Origin of the sequence: Pantoea agglomerans NBRC 102470, from assembly GCF_001598475.1 — a bacterium.
Lineage (GTDB): Bacteria > Pseudomonadota > Gammaproteobacteria > Enterobacterales > Enterobacteriaceae > Pantoea > Pantoea agglomerans.
The window spans coordinates 264,926-283,765 of record NZ_BCZA01000007.1; the positions used below are offsets into that span (position 1 = coordinate 264,926).

General features: G+C 56.0%; 16 protein-coding genes. 8 read left to right on the forward strand and 8 right to left on the reverse strand.

Annotated features, from left to right (window positions below):
• Positions 1–27: 27 nt before the first annotated feature.
• The gene (gene pepA, locus PAG01S_RS16135; RefSeq protein ID WP_010251654.1) at positions 28–1,539 is read right to left on the reverse strand and encodes a leucyl aminopeptidase; all 1,512 of its coding nucleotides are present in this window, start codon (positions 1,537–1,539) and stop codon (positions 28–30) included.
• A 268-nt stretch (positions 1,540–1,807) separates the two neighbouring features.
• Here pepA and lptF point away from each other — a divergent pair, with 268 nt between their 5' ends.
• Positions 1,808–2,908 carry an LPS export ABC transporter permease LptF gene (lptF, locus tag PAG01S_RS16140; RefSeq protein WP_010671780.1) on the forward strand — a complete coding sequence of 367 codons (1,101 nt, stop codon included), beginning with the start codon at positions 1,808–1,810 and terminating at the stop codon, positions 2,906–2,908.
• The gene (gene lptG / locus PAG01S_RS16145; RefSeq protein ID WP_010251648.1) at positions 2,908–3,984 is read left to right on the forward strand and encodes an LPS export ABC transporter permease LptG; all 1,077 of its coding nucleotides are present in this window, start codon (positions 2,908–2,910) and stop codon (positions 3,982–3,984) included. The genes lptF and lptG overlap by 1 nt, the downstream gene beginning before the upstream one ends.
• A gap of 148 nt (positions 3,985–4,132) precedes the next feature.
• Here the strand turns inward: lptG and PAG01S_RS16150 are convergent, their stop codons facing one another.
• On the reverse strand, positions 4,133–4,768 hold the full coding sequence (locus PAG01S_RS16150; protein ID WP_062759386.1) for an NADPH-dependent F420 reductase: 636 nt from the start codon (positions 4,766–4,768) through the stop codon (positions 4,133–4,135).
• Positions 4,769–4,869: 101 nt separating this feature from the next.
• Between PAG01S_RS16150 and PAG01S_RS16155 the strand changes: the two genes are divergently transcribed.
• Positions 4,870–5,778, forward strand: a complete 909-nt coding sequence (locus PAG01S_RS16155; protein WP_033787469.1) for a LysR family transcriptional regulator — start codon at positions 4,870–4,872, stop codon at positions 5,776–5,778.
• A 9-nt stretch (positions 5,779–5,787) separates the two neighbouring features.
• On the opposite strand, the gene PAG01S_RS16160 is transcribed toward PAG01S_RS16155, so the two are convergent.
• The 3 genes from PAG01S_RS16160 to PAG01S_RS16170 all read right to left on the reverse strand — a co-directional run bounded on the left by PAG01S_RS16160 (position 5,788) and on the right by PAG01S_RS16170 (position 10,289).
• Positions 5,788–7,068 (reverse strand): DUF445 domain-containing protein, encoded by a 1,281-nt coding sequence (locus tag PAG01S_RS16160; protein ID WP_033759683.1) that lies wholly within the window; start codon positions 7,066–7,068, stop codon positions 5,788–5,790.
• A 26-nt stretch (positions 7,069–7,094) separates the two neighbouring features.
• Entirely contained in the window at positions 7,095–8,597 is a 1,503-nt protein-coding gene (locus PAG01S_RS16165) for a helicase HerA-like C-terminal domain-containing protein (protein WP_062759387.1), read from the reverse strand.
• A 120-nt stretch (positions 8,598–8,717) separates the two neighbouring features.
• Positions 8,718–10,289, reverse strand: coding sequence for an ABC transporter substrate-binding protein (locus PAG01S_RS16170; RefSeq protein WP_062759388.1), 1,572 nt, complete (start codon positions 10,287–10,289; stop codon positions 8,718–8,720).
• 689 nt (positions 10,290–10,978) lie between these two features.
• Between PAG01S_RS16170 and PAG01S_RS16175 the strand changes: the two genes are divergently transcribed.
• Genes PAG01S_RS16175 through PAG01S_RS16185 form a run of 3 tightly spaced genes read left to right on the forward strand, consistent with a single transcriptional unit; the run spans position 10,979 to position 14,780 of the window.
• On the forward strand, positions 10,979–11,707 hold the full coding sequence (locus PAG01S_RS16175) for a gluconate 2-dehydrogenase subunit 3 family protein (protein ID WP_010251628.1): 729 nt from the start codon (positions 10,979–10,981) through the stop codon (positions 11,705–11,707).
• Positions 11,708–11,743: 36 nt separating this feature from the next.
• Complete coding sequence (locus PAG01S_RS16180) at positions 11,744–13,513, forward strand: GMC family oxidoreductase (RefSeq protein WP_010251625.1); 1,770 nt, start codon at positions 11,744–11,746, stop codon at positions 13,511–13,513.
• Between the two features lie 4 nt (positions 13,514–13,517).
• On the forward strand, positions 13,518–14,780 hold the full coding sequence (locus tag PAG01S_RS16185; protein WP_062759389.1) for a c-type cytochrome: 1,263 nt from the start codon (positions 13,518–13,520) through the stop codon (positions 14,778–14,780).
• A gap of 43 nt (positions 14,781–14,823) precedes the next feature.
• Here the strand turns inward: PAG01S_RS16185 and PAG01S_RS16190 are convergent, their stop codons facing one another.
• The 3 genes from PAG01S_RS16190 to PAG01S_RS16200 form a co-directional block, all read right to left on the reverse strand.
• Positions 14,824–15,492 carry a MarC family NAAT transporter gene (locus tag PAG01S_RS16190; protein WP_022625312.1) on the reverse strand — a complete coding sequence of 223 codons (669 nt, stop codon included), beginning with the start codon at positions 15,490–15,492 and terminating at the stop codon, positions 14,824–14,826.
• Between the two features lie 24 nt (positions 15,493–15,516).
• Positions 15,517–16,152: a hypothetical protein gene (locus PAG01S_RS16195; protein ID WP_010251615.1), complete on the reverse strand. Its 636-nt coding sequence runs from the start codon at positions 16,150–16,152 to the stop codon at positions 15,517–15,519.
• A 131-nt stretch (positions 16,153–16,283) separates the two neighbouring features.
• Entirely contained in the window at positions 16,284–16,793 is a 510-nt protein-coding gene (locus PAG01S_RS16200) for a YjjA family protein (protein ID WP_010251612.1), read from the reverse strand.
• Positions 16,794–17,339: 546 nt separating this feature from the next.
• On the opposite strand from PAG01S_RS16200, the gene PAG01S_RS16205 reads away from it, so the two are divergent.
• Together PAG01S_RS16205 and PAG01S_RS16210 are read left to right on the forward strand one after the other, a co-directional pair.
• On the forward strand, positions 17,340–17,741 hold the full coding sequence (locus PAG01S_RS16205) for a DUF2382 domain-containing protein (protein WP_010251609.1): 402 nt from the start codon (positions 17,340–17,342) through the stop codon (positions 17,739–17,741).
• A 16-nt stretch (positions 17,742–17,757) separates the two neighbouring features.
• Positions 17,758–18,753: a YsnF/AvaK domain-containing protein gene (locus tag PAG01S_RS16210; protein ID WP_052271154.1), complete on the forward strand. Its 996-nt coding sequence runs from the start codon at positions 17,758–17,760 to the stop codon at positions 18,751–18,753.
• Positions 18,754–18,840 lie beyond the last annotated feature (87 nt).

An 18,840-nucleotide genomic window follows, 5' to 3' on the forward strand; every position in this document is an offset into this window, starting at 1 on the left:
CGCCCTTGCTGTCAGAAAAGAGGGCGCTTAATCGTCGCCGTTCAATCCTGCCCGATTCAACAGAAATTGCGACAGCATCGGCACCGGACGTCCGGTGGCGCCTTTGGCCTTGCCGGAGCGCCAGGCGGTACCGGCGATATCCAGGTGTGCCCAGTTATATTTGCGGGCAAAGCGTGCCAGGAAGCAGGCGGCGGTAATCGCGCCGCCGGGACGGCCACCAATGTTCGCCATATCGGCAAAGTTGGACTCCAGCTGCTCCTGGAACTCATCCGCCATCGGCAGACGCCAGGCGCGATCGCCTGACTGCTCCGAGGCGCTGATCAGCTCATGCGCCAGCGGATTGTGGTTCGACAGCAGGCCACTGATGTGATGACCCAGCGCAATCACGCAGGCACCGGTCAGCGTCGCGACGTCAATCACCACTTCCGGATCGAAACGTTCAACATAGGTCAGCGCATCGCACAGGACCAGGCGGCCTTCGGCATCGGTGTTCAGCACCTCAACCGTCTGGCCAGACATGGTGGTCAGCACGTCGCCCGGACGCATCGACCGGCCATCCGGCATGTTTTCACAGCCCGCCAGCACGCCAACCACGTTCAGCGGCAGATTCAGCTCTGCCACCATACGCATCACGCCATAGACGGCGGCCGCGCCGCACATGTCATACTTCATTTCGTCCATGCTGTCGGCAGGCTTGATGGAGATGCCGCCGGAGTCAAAGGTCAGCCCTTTACCCACCAGCACAATCGGACGTGCTTCCGCATCCGGATTGCCTTTATATTCAATTACCGACATCAGCGATTCGTTTTGCGAACCGGCCCCGACAGCGAGATAGGCGTTCATGCCCAGCTCTTTCATCTGCTGTTCGCCAATGACGCGGGTGGTGACATTTTTGCTGAAGGCATCCGCCAGCTGACGCGCCTGTGACGCCAGATAGGCGGCGTTACAGATATTAGGTGGCATGTTGCCGAGATCTTTAGCCGCTTTCATACCGGCAGCGACCGCTAATCCATGCTGGATCGCCCGTTCGCCGCTGGTCAGTTCACGGCGGGTCGGCACGTTAAAGACCAGCTTGCGCAGCGGACGACGTGGCTCTGCTTTGTTACTTTTCAGCTGGTCAAAGTTGTAGAGCGCCTCTTTGGAGGTCTCTACTGCCTGACGCACTTTCCAGTAGGTGTTGCGGCCTTTGACATGCAGCTCGGTCAGGAAGCAGACCGCTTCCATTGAGCCGGTGTCGTTGAGCGTGTTAATGGTTTTCTGAATGACCTGCTTGTACTGGCGTTCATCCAGCTCACGCTCTTTACCGCAGCCAATCAGCAGAATACGCTCGGACAGGATATTTGGCACATGATGCAGCAGCAGTGTCTGGCCCACTTTTCCTTCCAGCTCGCCGCGGCGCAGCAGGGCGCTGATGTAGCCGTCGCTGATTTTATCCAGCTGCTCGGCAATCGGTGACAGACGACGCGGTTCGAAAACGCCAACGACAATGCAGGCACTGCGCTGTTTTTCCGGGCTTCCGCTTTTTACACTGAACTCCATGCACTCTCCTGAATCTTAAAGACAACGGCCGCTGCTGCCGCTAGAATGTAGCGCGCTCATGACCCATTTATTCATCGTCGCAGCATGACATTCTGCTGCTGGAGGTCATAATGAATCAGGGTGACAAGATGTTGTTTTTTCACCACCCGGACGCGTTTTTCATACAAATTTAGCTACGGCGACGGCCATTGATGAAGAAAAATGGCTGATAAGCGTTGAAACTAGCGATTTTCCTGCAAAAAGACAAGTTTTCACAGGCGTACTAAGCGTGATCATCATTAGATATCTGGTTCGGGAAACGCTCAAAAGCCAGCTGGCTATCCTGTTTATCCTGCTACTCATCTTCTTTTGTCAGAAGTTAGTCAGGATCCTGGGTGCCGCGGTGGATGGCGAAGTGCCGACAAACCTCGTTCTGACCTTGTTAGGACTCGGTGTGCCTCAAATGGCACAACTTATACTGCCCTTAAGTCTGTTTCTGGCGATCCTGATGACGCTGGGGCGGCTCTACACGGAAAGTGAAATTACCGTGATGCACGCCTGCGGCCTGAGTAAGGCCGTCCTGGTGAAAGCGGCGATGGTGCTGATGCTGTTTACCTCGATAGTGGCGGCAGTAAACGTCATCTGGCTGGGGCCGTGGTCATCCCGCTATCAGGATGAGGTGACGCAGAACGCCAAAGCGAACCCGGGTGCGGCAGCAATGGCCGCCGGACAGTTCCAGACCTCCAGCGACGGCAGCGCCGTGCTGTTTGTCGAGGATGTGAAGGGCAACAACTTTGGTAACGTGTTCCTGGCGCAGTTACGGCCAAAGGGCAACGCGCGACCATCGGTGGTGCTGGCTGACAGCGGTCACATGGAGCAGCATAAAGATGGCTCGCAGGTGGTGACGCTGGATAAAGGCACCCGTTTTGAGGGCACCGCTCTGCTGCGTGATTTCCGTATCACCGACTTCACCAATTATCAGGCCATCGTAGGCTATAAAGCGGCAACGCTCGATCCTAACGATGCAGAACAGGCAAGCCTGACCGACCTGTTCGCGAATAAGACACCTGAGTTTCAGGCCGAGCTGCACTGGCGTCTGACGCTGGTGTTTGCGGTGCTGGTGATGGCGCTGATGGTGGTGCCGCTCAGCGTGGTGAACCCACGTCAGGGGCGCGTGCTGTCGATGCTGCCCGCCATGATGCTCTATCTGATTTTCTTCCTGTTGCAGAGCTCGCTGAAGTCGAGCGGCGCGAAAGGGCGGCTCGATCCGGCGCTCTGGATGTGGGTGGTGAATATCAGCTATCTGGTGCTGGCGGTGCTCCTTAACCTGTGGGATACGGTGCCGATGCGTCGGATTCGCGCTCGCTTTACCCGCGGAGGGTCGGTCTGATGTTTCGCGTACTTGACCGCTATATCGGTAAAACCATTTTCAATACCATTATGCTGACGCTGTTCATGCTGGTGTCGCTTTCCGGCATCATCAAGTTCGTCGATCAGCTACGCAAGACCGGCCAGGGCAGCTACAACGCGCTGAGCGCCGGTTACTACACCCTGCTGAGCGTTCCCAAAGATATTGAGATCTTTTTCCCGATGGCGGCTCTGTTGGGCGCACTGCTGGGACTGGGCGCGCTGGCGCAGCGCAGTGAACTGGTGGTGATGCAGGCGGCGGGCTTTACCCGCATGCAGGTTGCGCTGTCAGTGATGAAAACTGCGATTCCGCTGGTGTTGCTGACCATGGCGATTGGCGAGTTTGTTGCGCCCTCGGGCGAGCAGATGGCGCGTAACTACCGGGCGCAGCAGCTTTACGGCGGCGCACTGGTGTCGACGCAGAACGGTCTGTGGGCGAAAGATGGCAATAGCTTTATCTTTATCGAGCGCATTAAAGGCGACAACGAAATTGATGGCGTGAGCATCTACAGCTTTAACGATCAGCGTCGTCTGCAGAGTGTGCGTTACGCGGCGACGGCGACCTGGGATGCGGCTAAGAAGCGCTGGATACTGTCGCAGGTTGATGAGTCTAATCTCACCGATCCGAAGCAGATTACCGGTTCACAGAGCCTGAGTGGCGAGTGGAAAACCAATCTGACGCCGGACAAGCTGGGTGTGGTTGCGCTGGATCCAGACGCGTTATCGATTCGCGGTCTGCATAGCTACAGCAAATATCTGAAGCAGAGCGGCCAGGAATCGGGACGTTATCAGCTGAATATGTGGAGCAAAATCTTCCAGCCGCTGTCGGTGGCGGTGATGATGCTGATGGCGCTGTCGTTTATCTTTGGTCCGCTGCGTAGCGTGTCGATGGGTGTGCGTGTCGTAACCGGTATCAGTTTTGGCTTCCTGTTCTACGTGCTGGACCAGATTTTCGGTCCGCTGAGTCTGGTTTACGGTCTGCCGCCGATTCTGGGGGCGATTCTGCCAAGTTTTGCGTTCTTCGCTATCAGTATGTTTATGTTGATTAAGCGGCGCTAAGCGCAGTAAATGCAGTAAAAGAAAAGGCCGCGCAAGCGGCCTTTTTTGTGACCGGTGTTAAGGCTCAGGGCAGGCTTCCATCGCTTTACGTTTGGTCTCCGTCTGGAAGATGCGGTTTCAGCGGCTTTATTCTGCGCTGATGCCCTGTTTATGCGGAGTGCCGGGTAGTCTCTTTCAGTGTCCTGGTGAGTTGCTCTCTGTTCAGGGCTACGCAATAGGCGGGTGTCCCACGCTCGAAACGCCAGCCTTCCGCTAATGCTCCCGCATCCACGGCATCAAATCCAAAGGCTTCATATAATGCCGTGGCGGTCGCTTTCCCTTCGCTATCATCTCCCGCCAGCGGTAATGCCTGCCGGTTAGCATCGCCCGGCGGCAGGCCCTGCGTTTCAAGATCGGTCATGCGGATGGCATTGAATGCCTTGGTGACGCGGCTGTCAGGAAGCAGGCGGGCAAGCCGTTCACTGGTGCTGATGCGGCCATTGAGCAGCTCTTCAATTTCGCCATCGCGGTCGGGATAGTAATTGACCGCATCAAGCACGATTTTTCCCCGCAATTCTGTGGCCGGAAGTTGTTCCGTTGCCGTGAGCGGCACGGCAATCACCGCCACGTCGCCGAACTCTGCGGCCTCTGTGGCGGTACCGGTTTCACAGCCAATCATCGGTTTCAGGCTGAACAGCGTTCGTGGATCGCGCGAGTTGCTGAGCATCACCTGATGTCCTGCCTGAATCGCCAGTTTTGCAATCGCCCGGCCAACAAAGCCTGCGCCAATAATGCCTATTTTCATACGTTTCTCCTCGATGAGTTTCACGCACTGACCTTAATTAAAAACAGGAGGTGAATAAATCGACAAACAGACGCAATATAAACAACCAACAGGAGGGAATCATGGATCGGCTTACCAGCATGAACGTGTTCGTTACCGTCGCGGAATCGGGCTCGTTTGCCGCAGCCGCCGGGCATTTGCAAATCTCACCGCAGATGGTGGCGAAGCATATCGCCATGCTGGAGAAGCATCTCGGTACGCTGCTTCTGCATCGCACCACCCGACGACAAAGTCTGACGGATGTGGGCCGCAACTATTTCGAACGCTGCAAAATCGTGCTGGCAGAGGTGCAGGAAGCGGATGCGATCGCGCTGGATATGCAGCAGCGGCCGTCCGGTACGCTGAAGGTCAGCGCCCCGGTCACGTTTGGTTCTTTTAGCCTGGCGCCGTTTGTGACCCGCTATCTTGACCGGTTTCCGGAAACGCAGGTCGATCTTGAACTCAGCGATCGGCTGGTCGATCCGTTTGAAGAGGGTTATGAGGTGGTGATCCGGATTGGTGCGCTGGCGGACAGTTCGATCATCGCCCATCCACTGCAGCCCTACCGGCTGATAGCCTGCGCGTCGCCAGCCTATCTGGCGCGGCACGGTGTTCCCGCCACGCCAGCGGAGCTGGTGAACCACGCCTGTCTCGTTTATGGCATCTGGTCGCCCTCAAAACCCTGCCGCTGGGTATTCAGCCAGGCCGGTAAGGTTGAAGAGGTGCATCCGCAGGGACGCATGCGATCAAATGACTGGAAAGCGCTGCTGCATGCGGCGCTGGAGGGTTATGGCATTACCCTGGGGCCGGCCACCATTCTCTCTGAAGAGATCAGACAGGGCCGGCTGGTCCAGGTGCTGCCCGATTATGCCGGGCCAGCACGACCCATGCATGTGCTGATCCCGGCGGGCCGCCGCCAGACGGTGAAAATCCGCAGTTTTGTTAGCGCCATTATCACCGAGTTTGGCCTCTATCCACCCCAATCCGGTTAAACCAGGCGGTTATCGGCTCAGCAGCGGGAGTAACTGGGGCAGCTGCGACAACAGGTAGAGAATCAGACCGATGGTGCCGCCAACCAGCGTGCCGTTGATGCGGATAAACTGCAGGTCTTTGCCGATATTAAGTTCGATCTGCTGCGACATGTCGCGTGCATCCCAGCTCTTCACGGTGTCGCTGATGTGGCGCGTCAGGAAGCCAGCAAACTCGGGTGCAACGCTGCGTGCGGCCTGTTCCAGATGCTGATTCATCGAGTCACGCAGCGCCGGGTCGGCCGCCAGGGTTTCGCCCAGCCATAAGGCTGCACCGCGCACTTTCTCCTGCACCCGTGAGTCATCACTGCTGAGATCCGCCTTGAGCCAGTTGCGCATATCATTCCACAGTTCGCCGATGTAACGATTGAATGAGGCATCTTCTTTCAGCCAGCCTTTGATCTCCTCGGCACGCTCTGCCATTTCCGGGTCGTTCTGCAGTTTAACGATCAGTTTGTCGACCGCCCGATTGAAGCCGAGGCGTAGCTCATGCCCCTGATCCAGCGCCACATCATCCAGCAGTGAATCGACCGCGTTTGCCACCAGTTCGGCGCTGTGCTCGCCCAGCCATTCGGTCGGCAACATTTTTGCTTTAATCGGATGCTCGCGTTTCAGCCAGCGCACCAGCTGCATGGCAATAAACTCGCGGGTACTGGGCTTATGCAGCAGCTTCAGCAGCTGTTCGATTGCCGCGTCCAGCAGCGCCTGATGACGGTTGTTTTTCGTCAGGCTCTCCAGCAGCAGGGCGCTGGTCTGGCTGAGATCGACCTTGTCGATGGCGCGATGTACTGCGCGGCGCATGAAATTCTGGATCCGTGTGTCATCGGTCAGATCAAGGAAGCCGCGCATGACCTGCAGCAGATGGCGGCCAATGCGGTCAGCATTGCCCGGCGCATTCAGCCATTGCGCCAGCAGGTTGGAAGGATCGTGACGGCGAATCAGATTCAGCAGCGAGTCGGTATCAAGAAACTTCTCCTGCACAAAGCGACCGAGGTTTTCACCGATACGATCTTTGTTGCGCGGAATGATGGCGGTATGACGCGAGATAAAGGGCACCGGCACGCGCCGGAACAGTGCGACCACCGCGAACCAGTCCGCCAGCGCGCCGACCATCGCAGCTTCTGCTATCGCCTTTACGCCGCTGACCCAGAAGCCGGGTGGCAGAAAAAGCGTAACGATAAAGGTAATTGCAGCCAGCAGTAACAGCAGCAGCGCCAGACGTTTCGTCCGTTTCAGTTCGTGTTGTTTATCCATATCCTGATCTTAGCAGAGAGCCGGTTTCATCGGCGACGGCCACCCAGCAGGCTGCCGAGTACGCCGCGGATGATCTGATTGGTAATCTGGCGCGTGGCGCTTTTCGCCATGGTCTGTACCACGCCATCGTGCTTGCCGCCGCGCGGGCCGGTTCGGCCAAACAGGATCTCTTTCAGCCCGCCGAGAATGCCGTTATCTACCGCGACATCGTCGCCTTTCGCCGGAGGCGCGCTGGCCTGATCGCTGGCGGCCTGAAACCCTTTTTGCAGCTTCTCAAATGCCGATTCGCGATCAACTTCGCTGTCATATTTGCCATAGAGCGGTGAATGATTGATCAGGCCGTTGCGCTCATCGCCTGTGACCGGACCCATACGTGAGCCGGGGGCGATCACCATGGCCCGTTCCACCACCGACGGACTGCCTTTGGTATCCAGGAAGGAGATCAGCGCTTCGCCGGTGCCCAGCGCCTGAATTGCCTCGACGCTGTCAAACGCCGGATTGGCGCGCAGGGTATCGGCGGCGGTTTTTACCGCTTTCTGATCTTTAGGGGTGAAGGCGCGCAGGGCGTGCTGAACGCGGTTGCCGAGCTGGCCCAGCACCCGATCCGGAATATCCGCCGGGTTCTGGGTGACGAACCAGACGCCGACCCCTTTGGAGCGGATCAGCCGCATGACCTGTTCTATTTTCTCCAGCAGCACCGGCGGCGCGTCGGTAAACAGCAGGTGCGCCTCATCAAAGAAGAACACCAGCTTTGGCTGATCGAGATCGCCCGCTTCCGGCAGATGCTCATAAAGCTCCGACAGCAGCCACAGCAGGCTGGTGGCGTAGAGTTTCGGCATCTGGTAGAGCTTCTCAGCAGAGAGGATGTTGATGACGCCTTTGCCGTTGCTGTCGACACGCATCCAGTCGGCAATATCCAGCATCGGTTCACCAAAGAAGTGCTCCGCGCCCTGTTGCTCCAGCGTCAGTAACCCGCGCTGGATGGCGCCGACCGAGGCGCTGTTGATATTGCCGTAGTGGGTCTGGAAGCTTTTGGCGTTGTCACCGATGTACTGGGTCATGGCGCGCAGATCTTTGAAGTCCAGCAGCAGCAAACCCTGGTCATCGGCGATGCGGAAAATAATCTGCAATACGCCGCTCTGCACCTCATTCAGATTCAGCAGTCGCGCCAGCAGCAGCGGCCCGAGATCGGAGACGGTAGCGCGAACCGGATGGCCTTTCTCGCCGAAGATATCCCACAGCACCACCGGATTACTCTGCGGCTGCCAGTCGGTGACGCCGATTTTCTCCAGCCTCTCCTGCAGCTTTTCGCTGGACTGGCCAGCCATCGCCACGCCGGTCAAATCGCCTTTAACGTCAGCCATAAAGACCGGCACGCCGCTGGCGGAGAACGATTCCGCCAGTTTCTGCAGCGTAACGGTTTTACCGGTGCCGGTCGCGCCGGTGATCAGGCCGTGGCGGTTGGCCATTTGCGGTAACAGATGAAGTTCGACGTCTGGCGTACGGGCAATCAGTAGCGGGGAAGTCATGATTTTCCACTCTCAGGCATTGGGTTATGCCTGAAGGATAGCAAGCCGGAGCGGCACAGGAGGAGAACTATTCACCAAAAAAAGGCCGCTGCCCGGGGAGCAGCGGCCTGCAACAGTGGTTTACTTCTGCACCTCTTCAAAATTGAGCAGGCTGACGCCGATGCCCTGCTGCAGGTGACTGAGGTTGCTGCGCACCGCCACCTGGGTTGCGCCCTGTAACAGCATGACAAACGGCGAATCCTGCTGGATGCGGGTTTGCAGCCCGGTGTAGAGGTTGCGACGTTTCGCCGCATCGCTCTCTCCGGCGGCGGCGCGGGTCTGTGCACTCAGCTCCGGAATCGTCCAGCCGACGCGCCACGCCAGGGTTTTGCCGCCGCCCGGCACGTTATAGGCAAAGGTGCTGGCATTGGTGTTGGGATCGATGTAGTCCGCGCCCCAGTAAGTAAAGATGGCCTGGAAGTCACGGCTGCGCATTTTGCTCCACAGCTCCGATTCCGCCACCGGCTGGATATCAAGCTGCACATCCGCTTTGGCAAAGCTGGCCTGCAGTGCCTGCGCCACATCAATGTAAGGTGGCTGGTTCACCACCGTCAGCGCGATATGGGTGCCAGGTTTGATGCCGCCTTTTTGCAGTATCGCCTGTGCCTTTTTCAGATCGTAATGGAACGGTGTCGTGTTCAGCGCACCATCGAAGCCGTCCGGCAGGAAGCTCTGATGAATGCGGTACTGACCTTTCAGCAGCTGGTTCGCCAGGCTGTCATAGTCAACCAGCCAGCGCGCCGCCTGCCACAACGCCGGATTCCCCAGCGCCGGTTGCTGCGGGCTTTGGGTGTTAAAGCCCAGGTAGTAAACCAGGCTGGACGGGAAGGCATCAATACGCACATTGGCGGTGTTCTTCAGCGCGGTAATCTGATCCGGGCCGAGCTGATAGGCGACATCCACATCACCCTGCTGGATCAGCAGACGGCGGCTGCCCGGATCGGCCACACCTTTTAGCAATACCCGCTTCAGATGCGGCTTCTGGCTGCTGTGGGGATTGGCTTCCAGCACCAGCGCCTGTAGCGGCACAAACTGTTTGATGGCATAGGCGGCGCTGCCGGCGGAGTGCACCTTCAGCCAGCTATTGCCGTAATCGTTGTTGCTGGCGTGCTCTTGTGCCAGTTTGCTGTCGACGATGGAGGAGACCGGCGCGGTCAGCAGGCGCAACGCCAGATCGCTGCCAATCTCCGCTGGCCAGCGCAGTTCAAGCTGGTGGTCGTTGATCACGGTGAACTGCTGATCGATGTTTTCTGGCGTCCAGCCAAATTCACCCAGAATAAAAGAGGGCGCTTTATTGAGTTTTACCGCGCGGGTTAATGAAAAGACCACATCCTGTGCAGTCACGGGATGACCACTGGCGAAGCGGGCCTGCGGATTAAGATCAAACACCAGGCTATGAGGCGTTTTGCCTGCCTGCCAGCGCGTAGCAGCCAGCGGTGAGAGCTGCTGCGGATTCTGATGATCCGGCTCCAGCAGTGTCTGATAGATATTGCGCTGGCTACTGTTGCTGACGGTCTCAAAACTTTCCGCCGGGTCGAAACTGATGATGCCATCAAGCGGAACGGCAATCACCAGCGTGTCGGCAGGCGTGGCGGCATGTGCCGGGTGAACCAGTGCCAGAGCCGTAAACAGTGACAAGAGTGTTTTTCGCATGGAGGGTTATCCTGAGTCGTTGATAGCTCTACTCTATCGGGCGCCGGATAATCTCCAAATGCGGGTTTCTTATGAGCTTTGCACAATTATTAGCGTAGTCATTCAGGCAAAGAGACAAAATAAGATAATGACGGTCAGTAATTATTTTATTGTCATTTTACAGCGGGCGGAATAAAGCCGGTTTTACTCAGCCGATCACAAATTGCGCACAGTCTGATTGTATGACTATCAAAGTCACTATAGTGTTAACGATGAGAATGATTCTCTTGTATGGAAGTATGATATTTTTTTATCGGTTATCTGGCGTGATGATGACAGGGCGAAAATAATAACCCTCATTCCTGCGTTAAAAGAGTTAAATACCCGATGTTTATGCGGTTTTACCCCCGATTTCCGCGCTGTAAATCTTTTACCTCTCCGCAACCCTTTCGCAACACCATGATAAACTTTTACTAAGACACATCTTAAATTCAATTTTTACATTCAGACATATCTATATCCCTAAGATTGCCAGGTTATTAACCGATAAGTTTCGTTAGTCACCGAACCATAATTCTACCTGCCCTTGTCTGTTCTGCCGTCGTCTGTGCCGCGTGCGTTGATCTCAGCGGGGAGTTTTCCGCCTGCACTCAGCCTTTCAGCTTCATAACAAATAAAGCGGGTATTTAGCAGATGAGAGTCGTGCGGATATGCTTTTAGAAAAACCCACCACCAGGCGTAAATTTTTGCTCGGTTCACTTCTGGCGTTGCCATTAAGTGAACTGGTCTTCAAAGGCATTACTGCGGCACAGGCGGCAGAGATGGCCGCACCGGAGTTAGCCGATTATAAACCGATCTTTTTTAGTGCCGATGAGTGGCAGTTTATCCTGGCCGCCACTGACCGTTTGATTCCGGCAGGCGGCAAAGGCAAAGCGCCGGGCGCGCTGGAAACTAACGTGCCGATCTTTATCGATCAGCAACTGCACAGCGAAGCGTTTGGCAGCGAAATCTACATGCAGGGGCCGTTCAATACGCAGGCGCCTGCAACCATGGGTTACCAGATCCCGTTCCGCCCACAGCAGATGTATCAGACCGGTATCCGGCTGATTAATCAGTGGTCGCAGAACACCCATCAGAAAGCGTTTCATGCACTGACGCTGGAAGAGAAAGATGCGGTGCTGACCCAGGTAAACAAAAACGAGATCGACTTTGCCGCACTGGGCGAAGCCGATCTTAAGCCTGCGCATTTCTTCAGCCAGCTGCTTTCCGATACCAAGCATGGCTACCTTGCTGACCCGATGTACGGCGGTAATAAAGGCATGAAAGCCTGGATCGCCATCGGCTTCCCCGGCGCGCGTGCCAGCTTCACCGAATGGGTGAAACAGCACAACGTTCCTTATCCGCTGGGTCCGGTCAGTGTGAAGGGCGAACGCGCGTAGGGCGCGTCCACATCAGGTATTTGAAACAGGATTATCATGGCACAGGTTACTAAAAAAGAAGTCGACGTCGTGGTCTGCGGCCTCGGCTGGGCAGGCTCGCTGATGAGCATCGAGCTGGCACTGGCAGGTCTGGACGTGCGCGCCCTTGAGCGCGGCGGCGATCGCGATTATGACGAGTTCGCCTACCCGAAACCAGCGGATGAATACGCCTATGCGGTGCGCAATAAAGTGTTTGCCACCCCCGCCGAAGTGGCGGTCACCGTCCGCTACAACAGCAGCCAGACGGCATTGCCAACCCGTAAATGGGGTGCGTTTGCTCCGGGCACCGGCGTAGGCGGTTCCGGCCTGCACTGGACCGCAGTACTGATCCGTCCGACACCAACCGATATCAAACTGAAGACTTATGTCGACGAGGCTTACAAGCCGGGCATTCTGCAGGATGATATGCGGGTGATGGACTTCCCGTTCAGCTGGGAAGAGATCGAACCCTACTACTACAAATTCGAACTGATTTGCGGCCAGTCGGGCAACACCGGCAACCTGCGCGGCAAAATTCTGGAAGGCGGCGATCCGTTTGAAGGCCCGCGTTCTGAGCCTTATCCGCTGCCTGCGCTGGATGACACACTGAACAACGTGATGTTCAAAGAGGTGGCGACCAAACTCGGTTACCATCCGTTCCCGAACCCGTCGGCCTGTGTGTCGCGTGCGTGGAAAAACCCGTACGGCAACCAGATCGCGCCGTGCAACTACTGCGGCTACTGCAGTAAATATCCCTGCCTGAACTACTCCAAAGCGTCGCCGCAGACCGCCGTAATGGATTCACTAAAGCGTATGCCGAACTTCTCCTATGAAGTGAATGCGGAAGTGATCAAGGTCGTGCTGAACGATGATAAGAAAACCGCGAAAGGCGTGATCTACATCGATGCACAGGGCAACGAGTGCTTCCAGCCAGCGAAAATCGTGGTGCTGAGCAGCTTCCAGCTCTACAACGTGCGTCTGATGCTGCTCTCCGGCATCGGCAAGCCTTACAACCCGATTACCGAAGAGGGTGTGGTAGGACGTAACTACGCGTTCCTTTCCAACGGCGGCGCAACGCTGTTCTTTAAAGATAAAAACTTCAATCCGTACGCCACGGCGGGCGCGACCGGCCAGATGTTTAACGATATCTCGCCAGGCAACTTCGACGGACCATCACTCGGCTTCCTCGGCGGCGCGAAGATCCACAGCTCACAGGCGACCGGTACGCCGATCAGCACCGCGCTGCCAAAAGGCACGCCGACCTGGGGCATGGGATACAAGGAAGGTCTGGAGGAGTGGTACGGTCATTCGATGAAGATCAGCATCACCACCACCTGTCAGTCTTACCGCGATATCTATCTGGATCTCGACCCGAACTATAACGATCACCGTGGCCTGCCACTGCTGCGCATGACCTTCAACTGGAAAGAGAATGAGCTGAAGCTGCAGCAGCACCTGAAAGGCATCGTCGGCAATATCGCGAAAGAGCTGAACCCTGACAGCATGAGCATGAGCTTCCTGCCAATGGGTGCGGATTTCGATCTGACCAAATATGTCTCTACCCACAACGTGGGCGGTGCCGTAATGGGCGATAACCCGAAAACCTCGGCGCTGAACAAGTATCTGCAGAGCTGGGACGTGCATAACGTCTTTGTGCCGGGTGGCAACGCTTTCCCGCAGAACTTCCAGGCGAACCCGACCGATACCATCGGTGCGATCACCCTGATGGCGGCACAGGCGATCAAAGATCAGTATCTGAAAAATCCCGGCCCACTGGTACAGGCATAAGCGCATGAATAAGCTGAAACTGAAATCTTTTATCTTTGCCAACGCGGTGCTGTTAGCCAGCGGATTTGCGCTGCCGGCTCACGCCGAAGATGAAGCGCAACTGATTAAGCAGGGCGAATATCTCTCGCGGCTGGGCGACTGCATGGCCTGCCACTCACTGCCTGGCAAGCCTGACTATTCGGGCGGGCTGGCGATTGAGTCGAACCTTGGCACCATCTTCTCCACTAACATCACGCCCGATAAGCAGCACGGTATTGGCAACTACAGCGAGCAGCAGTTCTCTGACGCGGTGCGCAAAGGGGTATTACCGGACGGTTCGCATCTCTATCCGGCGATGCCTTATCCTGATTACGCCAAAATCAGTGATGCCGACATCCACGCGCTTTACGTCTACTTCATGAAAGGCGTGCAGCCAAGCTCAGAACAGCCGCCGGAAACCGATCTGAGCTTCCCGTTCAGCCAGCGCTGGGGTATGCGTTTCTGGAACTGGGCGTTCGCCTCGGATAAGCCGTTCCAGCCGATTGGTGGCGCTTCTGAAGAGGTCAACCGCGGTGCCTATATCGTGGAGAGTCTGGGCCACTGCGGCAGCTGTCATACGCCGCGCGGTCTGGGCATGAACGAGAAAGCGCTGGATAGCGGTGACGATAAATTCCTGACAGGCGGTAGCCTGAACAACTGGGATGTGCCGTCACTGCGTGGCCTGCCACGCTGGAGCGAGCAGGAAGTGGTGGACTACCTGCAGACCGGCCGTAACGATAAAGCGGCGGTGGGCGGCGAGATGACCTCGGTGATTGAGCACAGCAGCTCACACATGACCGACGCCGATCTGAAAGCCATCGCGGCCTACCTGAAGTTCCTGGGCGGCAACCCGCCATTGCAGGCGTACAACGTGCAGGCGCAGCAGGCAACGGAAGCGAAACTCACTGCCGCGAAGAACCTGAGCGAAGGCGAGCGTCTTTATCTGGATAACTGCGGTGCCTGTCACTTCGTGACCGGCAAAGGCGCGCCAGGGATCTTCCCGGAGCTGGATCAGGCGACGATCGTCAATGCCAAAGATCCAACCGGTCTGATCCACACCATCCTGGCCGGCGCACAGCAGCCTTCCACCGCGAAGGCCCCGTCGAAACTGGCGATGCCAGGCTTTGGTCAGCGTCTGAGTGATGATGAAGTCGCGCAGCTGGCGACCTTTATTCGCCAGGGCTGGAGCAACACCGCGCCAGCGGTGAGCAAAGATCAGGTTGCTGAAGTGCGTAAAACGCTGAAGTAATCGAGCTTTCCCCTCTGCCCGTTCGGAGAGGGGAAATCCCGGATTAGTGAAAGGTGCGCACCACTTCCAGCACGCCGTTAATGATAAACTGCACGCCCATACAGACCAGTAAAAATCCCATCAGGCGCGATATCGCCTCAATGCCGCTTTTACCCACCAGCTTCATGATGGCACCCGAGCTGCGCAGTGAAACCCACAGAATCAGACTCACCAGCAGGAAGATCAGCACTGGCGCGACGGTGATGACCCAGGCCGGAAAGTCGACGCCGCTTCTTACCGTCGAGGCAGAGGAGATGATCATCGCAATGGTACCTGGCCCGGCCGTGCTTGGCATCGCCAGCGGCACAAAGGCGATATTCACTGGCTCTTTGGCTTCATCCAGCTCATCCAGTTTCTGCTTTGCTTCGACAGAATGGCCGGCAGGTTTAGCCGGAAACAGCATCCGAAAACCGATAAAAGCAACGATCAGGCCGCCCGCCATGCGCAGGCCAGGAATGGAGATGCCGAAAGTATTCAGCACCGCGCTGCCCGCATACCACGCCACCATCATGATGGCGAAGACATAGATGGAAGCCTGGCGCGCCTGTCGGTTGCGCTCCTGGAAGTTCATCTCACCCGCCAGCCCCAGGAACAGCGCCACGGTGGTGAGTGGATTGGCGAGCGGCAGGATCACCACCAGCCCCAGACTGACTGCTTTAATTAACTCCAGCATGACAAATCGCCTTTTCCGTGGTGATTAGTGCTTCGGACGCTCCAGCGCCTCAAGCAGTTCCGGAAAGAAGTCCTGCAGGATTTCAGGCGTCATCAGTTCGGGATACTGCATCAGATGCTCGCGGATACGCTCATTGATGTCCGGCAGCAGACGCTGGGCCGCAGCGCTGGCGGTGATTTTGTGCTTCTTCATGGCGCGCAGCAGATCGCCCGGCAGCGCGTCTTCGTCGTCGGCGTCATCCACCATCTCCAGCGCGTCCAGCTCGTCGAACATCTCCATCAGCGCTTCGGTCTGCGGCGTGCGCGACTCATATTCACGCGGATGTTCATCTTCCAGGAAACGCAGCATGGCGCGCATTGGCGTGCCGTCTGGCGTGGAAGGCGGCTCGGTGGCGAACCAGCTCAGCAGCTGATGCATGGTGACCTGATGAACGCGAAAGCCGCTGTCGACCAGCTCATCGGCCAGCAGCTCGGCGGTTTCGTTTTCAATCACGCAGATGTGAGTACGTTTGGGTTCGTACTGCTCCAGCCACTGGTAGATCTCTTCAATCACGCCATCGTCATACTCGAATTTTTTGGTGACATAGCTGTCGTCCTGTTCGTGAACGCAGGCCTGAATCTGATCGGGGTCGAAGTAAAGTGCGATGTTGATGCCTTTCATGCGTGCTGTCCTGTAGAAATCAAAACAACACTATAGCGCTCAACCCCAGGTTAAGGGAATGTCAGGCATCACAGCATGGGGGCGTTTAACGCTCCCCTCAGAGCAGAGAGGGGAGAGAGAAGGGAAGGAGATCAGGAGATAAAGTTTTTGCCCTGCTTCAGCACTACGTCACAGGCTTTGGTTTTCAGCTTCTCACCCATTGGCGAGTTGCTCAGGCTTTGCAGATTCAACTGCTGGCCATTACCGGTATTCAGCAGACCGGCCACGCCCTGGGTGTAATCGGTTTTCTGTTCCTGCGCGGTGGTGGTGTTCAGACCGAGCTTGCTCAGCACCTGGTCTTTGACCGACTGCACGTTGTTTTTCACCACGTTATGTTCGACGCAGTACTGCATCACACCAGCGGCGTTGGTCATGCTGTTGGCGCTGACCGCTTTATCGCCGCCACCCAGCATGCTGGTAATGGTAGAAAGCGACATGCCGCCATTCTGCTGCGTGGTGCCGGTGGTGCTGCCGTTGTTCTGCTGGCTGAGCTGCGATGCTGCACTGCTCAGCTGATCCTGCCAGCTTGCCGCTGATGCACTGCCTGCGACCAGAAGTGCCGCCAGTCCCCATCCCCACGCACTGCGTTGTGCTTGCTTCATTTCAACCTCGGTATGTGCTTATTCAGTTTTCCTAAGAAAGGCTGACGGGCAGAAAGTTCCTGACTTCCTTTTATAAATAGCGTCTTAAATAGCACTTTGGGAATCTTCTGTAATAAGAGCGATAAAATATTCAGATGCTTGTGGGTGTTATTATTCTGTGAAGTGATTAACTGAAGGCAGTAATAAGTACATCCCGCGGAAACATTATTTAATATCCTCACCATGTTTATCAGGAATCGTCCTGGTTTAAATTAAAGTTACCGCTTTGCTTATAGCGTGTTTTCTAAGCGATTGCGTCTGGTCTGGTAATATTTACCTGAGAAATCATATTAATGTAACTTCATGTATTTTGGTTATTTTATATTTTTATCGTAGCGGTGATTTAAGCCGGGTTGCTGTTTTTTGATGCGATTTTCTGTGCCGTAATTAAATTGAGTTAGCGGAGTTTTTTATTATTCCGGCTTGCGAAATCAGCCAGAGTGTTCATGCTTAATCACTGTGTCAGGCAGTTGTGGCAGATATTAAATTTAAAACGGGAGCGATATTATGGCTGGACAGCCAGAGCACAATAATAATGCAGAGGTCACGCTTAAACTCGCTGAAGAGCAAATAGCCCTGACGAAGCAAAAGATTGTGGATGGACATGTCCGTGTTACCCGTTCCACAACTGAGCATGACGAGGTCATCAGTACACTGCTTAACCGGGAGAAGGTTGAGGTTGAGCATGTAGCGAAAGCGCAACCCGTTGAAACGATGCCCGAAATCAGGGAAGAGAACGGTGTACTGATTGTCCCGGTAGTAGAGGAAGAAATCCAAATCGTCAGAAAGCTGGTGCTTAAAGAGGAGATCCACATCCGAAAAGTGCAGGAAAATGTTCCTTTTCAGGAGGTGGTGACCCGACGTGAGCAGCAGGTGAACGTTGAAAGAGATGACGATCAAATTAGCTAACAGAGAGGAACCTATCATGGCACATGAAAAAATCGTAACACTGTTCGATTCTGCAAATCAGGCAGAGGCCGCGAAAAGAAATCTCGTGAAAGCAGGCTTTTCTGATCGGGACATCAGTCTTATCAGTGGAGAACGTTTGCAGGAGGAAGGACACTCTATCCGCCATCCGAGCATCTGGCAGCGTCTGTTTGGTCACTCCGTTGATAAAGAGCAGGCCGATGTTTACACCAGAGCGATGGACAAGGGCGGCGTCGTGCTGACCATCCGTACTGAGGAGGAGAAGCTGGCTCGCGCCATGACCATTCTCCATTCTCATGACTCGGTGGACGTTCCGTCACGTATGCAAAGCTCGGTTGAGAATGGCACCACCGCGCCGGGCATCAACCCGACGACGGCAGGCAAGCAGTTTGCCGGTGAGACCAACGACCGCCAGGTTGAACCGCGACGCACCTCACTGACCGGTGATGAGAGCGAAGCTGATATTCTGCGTCTCGCCGAAGAGCAGGTGGAAGTGGGTAAACGTCTGGTGAGCGAAGGCTCTACCCGTGTTCGCCGCTATACCGTGACCGATACCGTATCTGAAGATATTTCGCTGCATGAGCAGCACGCTGACATCTTCCGCCGTTCGGTGAATGAACCCGCGCTGGCTGGTGAAGTGGACTGGTCAGAGAAAACCGTCGAGGTTGCTGAGACGCATGAGCAGCCGGTGATCAACAAAACGACCCACGTGAAAGAAGAAGTGGTGGTGCGTACCGACGGCAGCGATCGTACCGAGACCATTAACGACACGGTACGTCGTCAGGAAGTGGATATCGACCATGCACGAGGTGGTCTGGAGCGCGAACTGCCGGGTACGACCGCAGGGGTAAAACCTGCGACCGCCGCAGCAGGCACGCAGTCACCAGGTGCACATAACCGTGACCACAAAGAGAGCCTGACTGAGAAGGTGAGTGAGAAAGCCAGCGAAGTGAAGGATAAGGTCGGGAACAAGCTACACGACCACTCGCATTGAGGCGCTTATCCTGACAACAACAGGCGCTAATGGGCACCGCTGATGCCCGATGCTGAGCAAGCAAGATGCAAGAAGGGGCCAACCGAG

Coding starts and splice junctions, on each gene's coding strand:
- PAG01S_RS16185 (WP_062759389.1), top strand. CDS start 13,518: ATGAATAAGCTGAAACTGAAATCTTTTATCTTTGCCAACGCGGTGCTG.
- PAG01S_RS16195 (WP_010251615.1), bottom strand. CDS start 16,152: ATGAAAGGCATCAACATCGCACTTTACTTCGACCCCGATCAGATTCAG.
- PAG01S_RS16190 (WP_022625312.1), bottom strand. CDS start 15,492: ATGCTGGAGTTAATTAAAGCAGTCAGTCTGGGGCTGGTGGTGATCCTG.
- lptG (WP_010251648.1), top strand. CDS start 2,908: ATGTTTCGCGTACTTGACCGCTATATCGGTAAAACCATTTTCAATACC.
- PAG01S_RS16210 (WP_052271154.1), top strand. CDS start 17,758: ATGGCACATGAAAAAATCGTAACACTGTTCGATTCTGCAAATCAGGCA.
- PAG01S_RS16180 (WP_010251625.1), top strand. CDS start 11,744: ATGGCACAGGTTACTAAAAAAGAAGTCGACGTCGTGGTCTGCGGCCTC.
- PAG01S_RS16175 (WP_010251628.1), top strand. CDS start 10,979: ATGCTTTTAGAAAAACCCACCACCAGGCGTAAATTTTTGCTCGGTTCA.
- PAG01S_RS16170 (WP_062759388.1), bottom strand. CDS start 10,289: ATGCGAAAAACACTCTTGTCACTGTTTACGGCTCTGGCACTGGTTCAC.
- PAG01S_RS16150 (WP_062759386.1), bottom strand. CDS start 4,768: ATGAAAATAGGCATTATTGGCGCAGGCTTTGTTGGCCGGGCGATTGCA.
- PAG01S_RS16205 (WP_010251609.1), top strand. CDS start 17,340: ATGGCTGGACAGCCAGAGCACAATAATAATGCAGAGGTCACGCTTAAA.
- PAG01S_RS16165 (WP_062759387.1), bottom strand. CDS start 8,597: ATGACTTCCCCGCTACTGATTGCCCGTACGCCAGACGTCGAACTTCAT.
- PAG01S_RS16160 (WP_033759683.1), bottom strand. CDS start 7,068: ATGGATAAACAACACGAACTGAAACGGACGAAACGTCTGGCGCTGCTG.
- pepA (WP_010251654.1), bottom strand. CDS start 1,539: ATGGAGTTCAGTGTAAAAAGCGGAAGCCCGGAAAAACAGCGCAGTGCC.
- PAG01S_RS16155 (WP_033787469.1), top strand. CDS start 4,870: ATGGATCGGCTTACCAGCATGAACGTGTTCGTTACCGTCGCGGAATCG.
- PAG01S_RS16200 (WP_010251612.1), bottom strand. CDS start 16,793: ATGAAGCAAGCACAACGCAGTGCGTGGGGATGGGGACTGGCGGCACTT.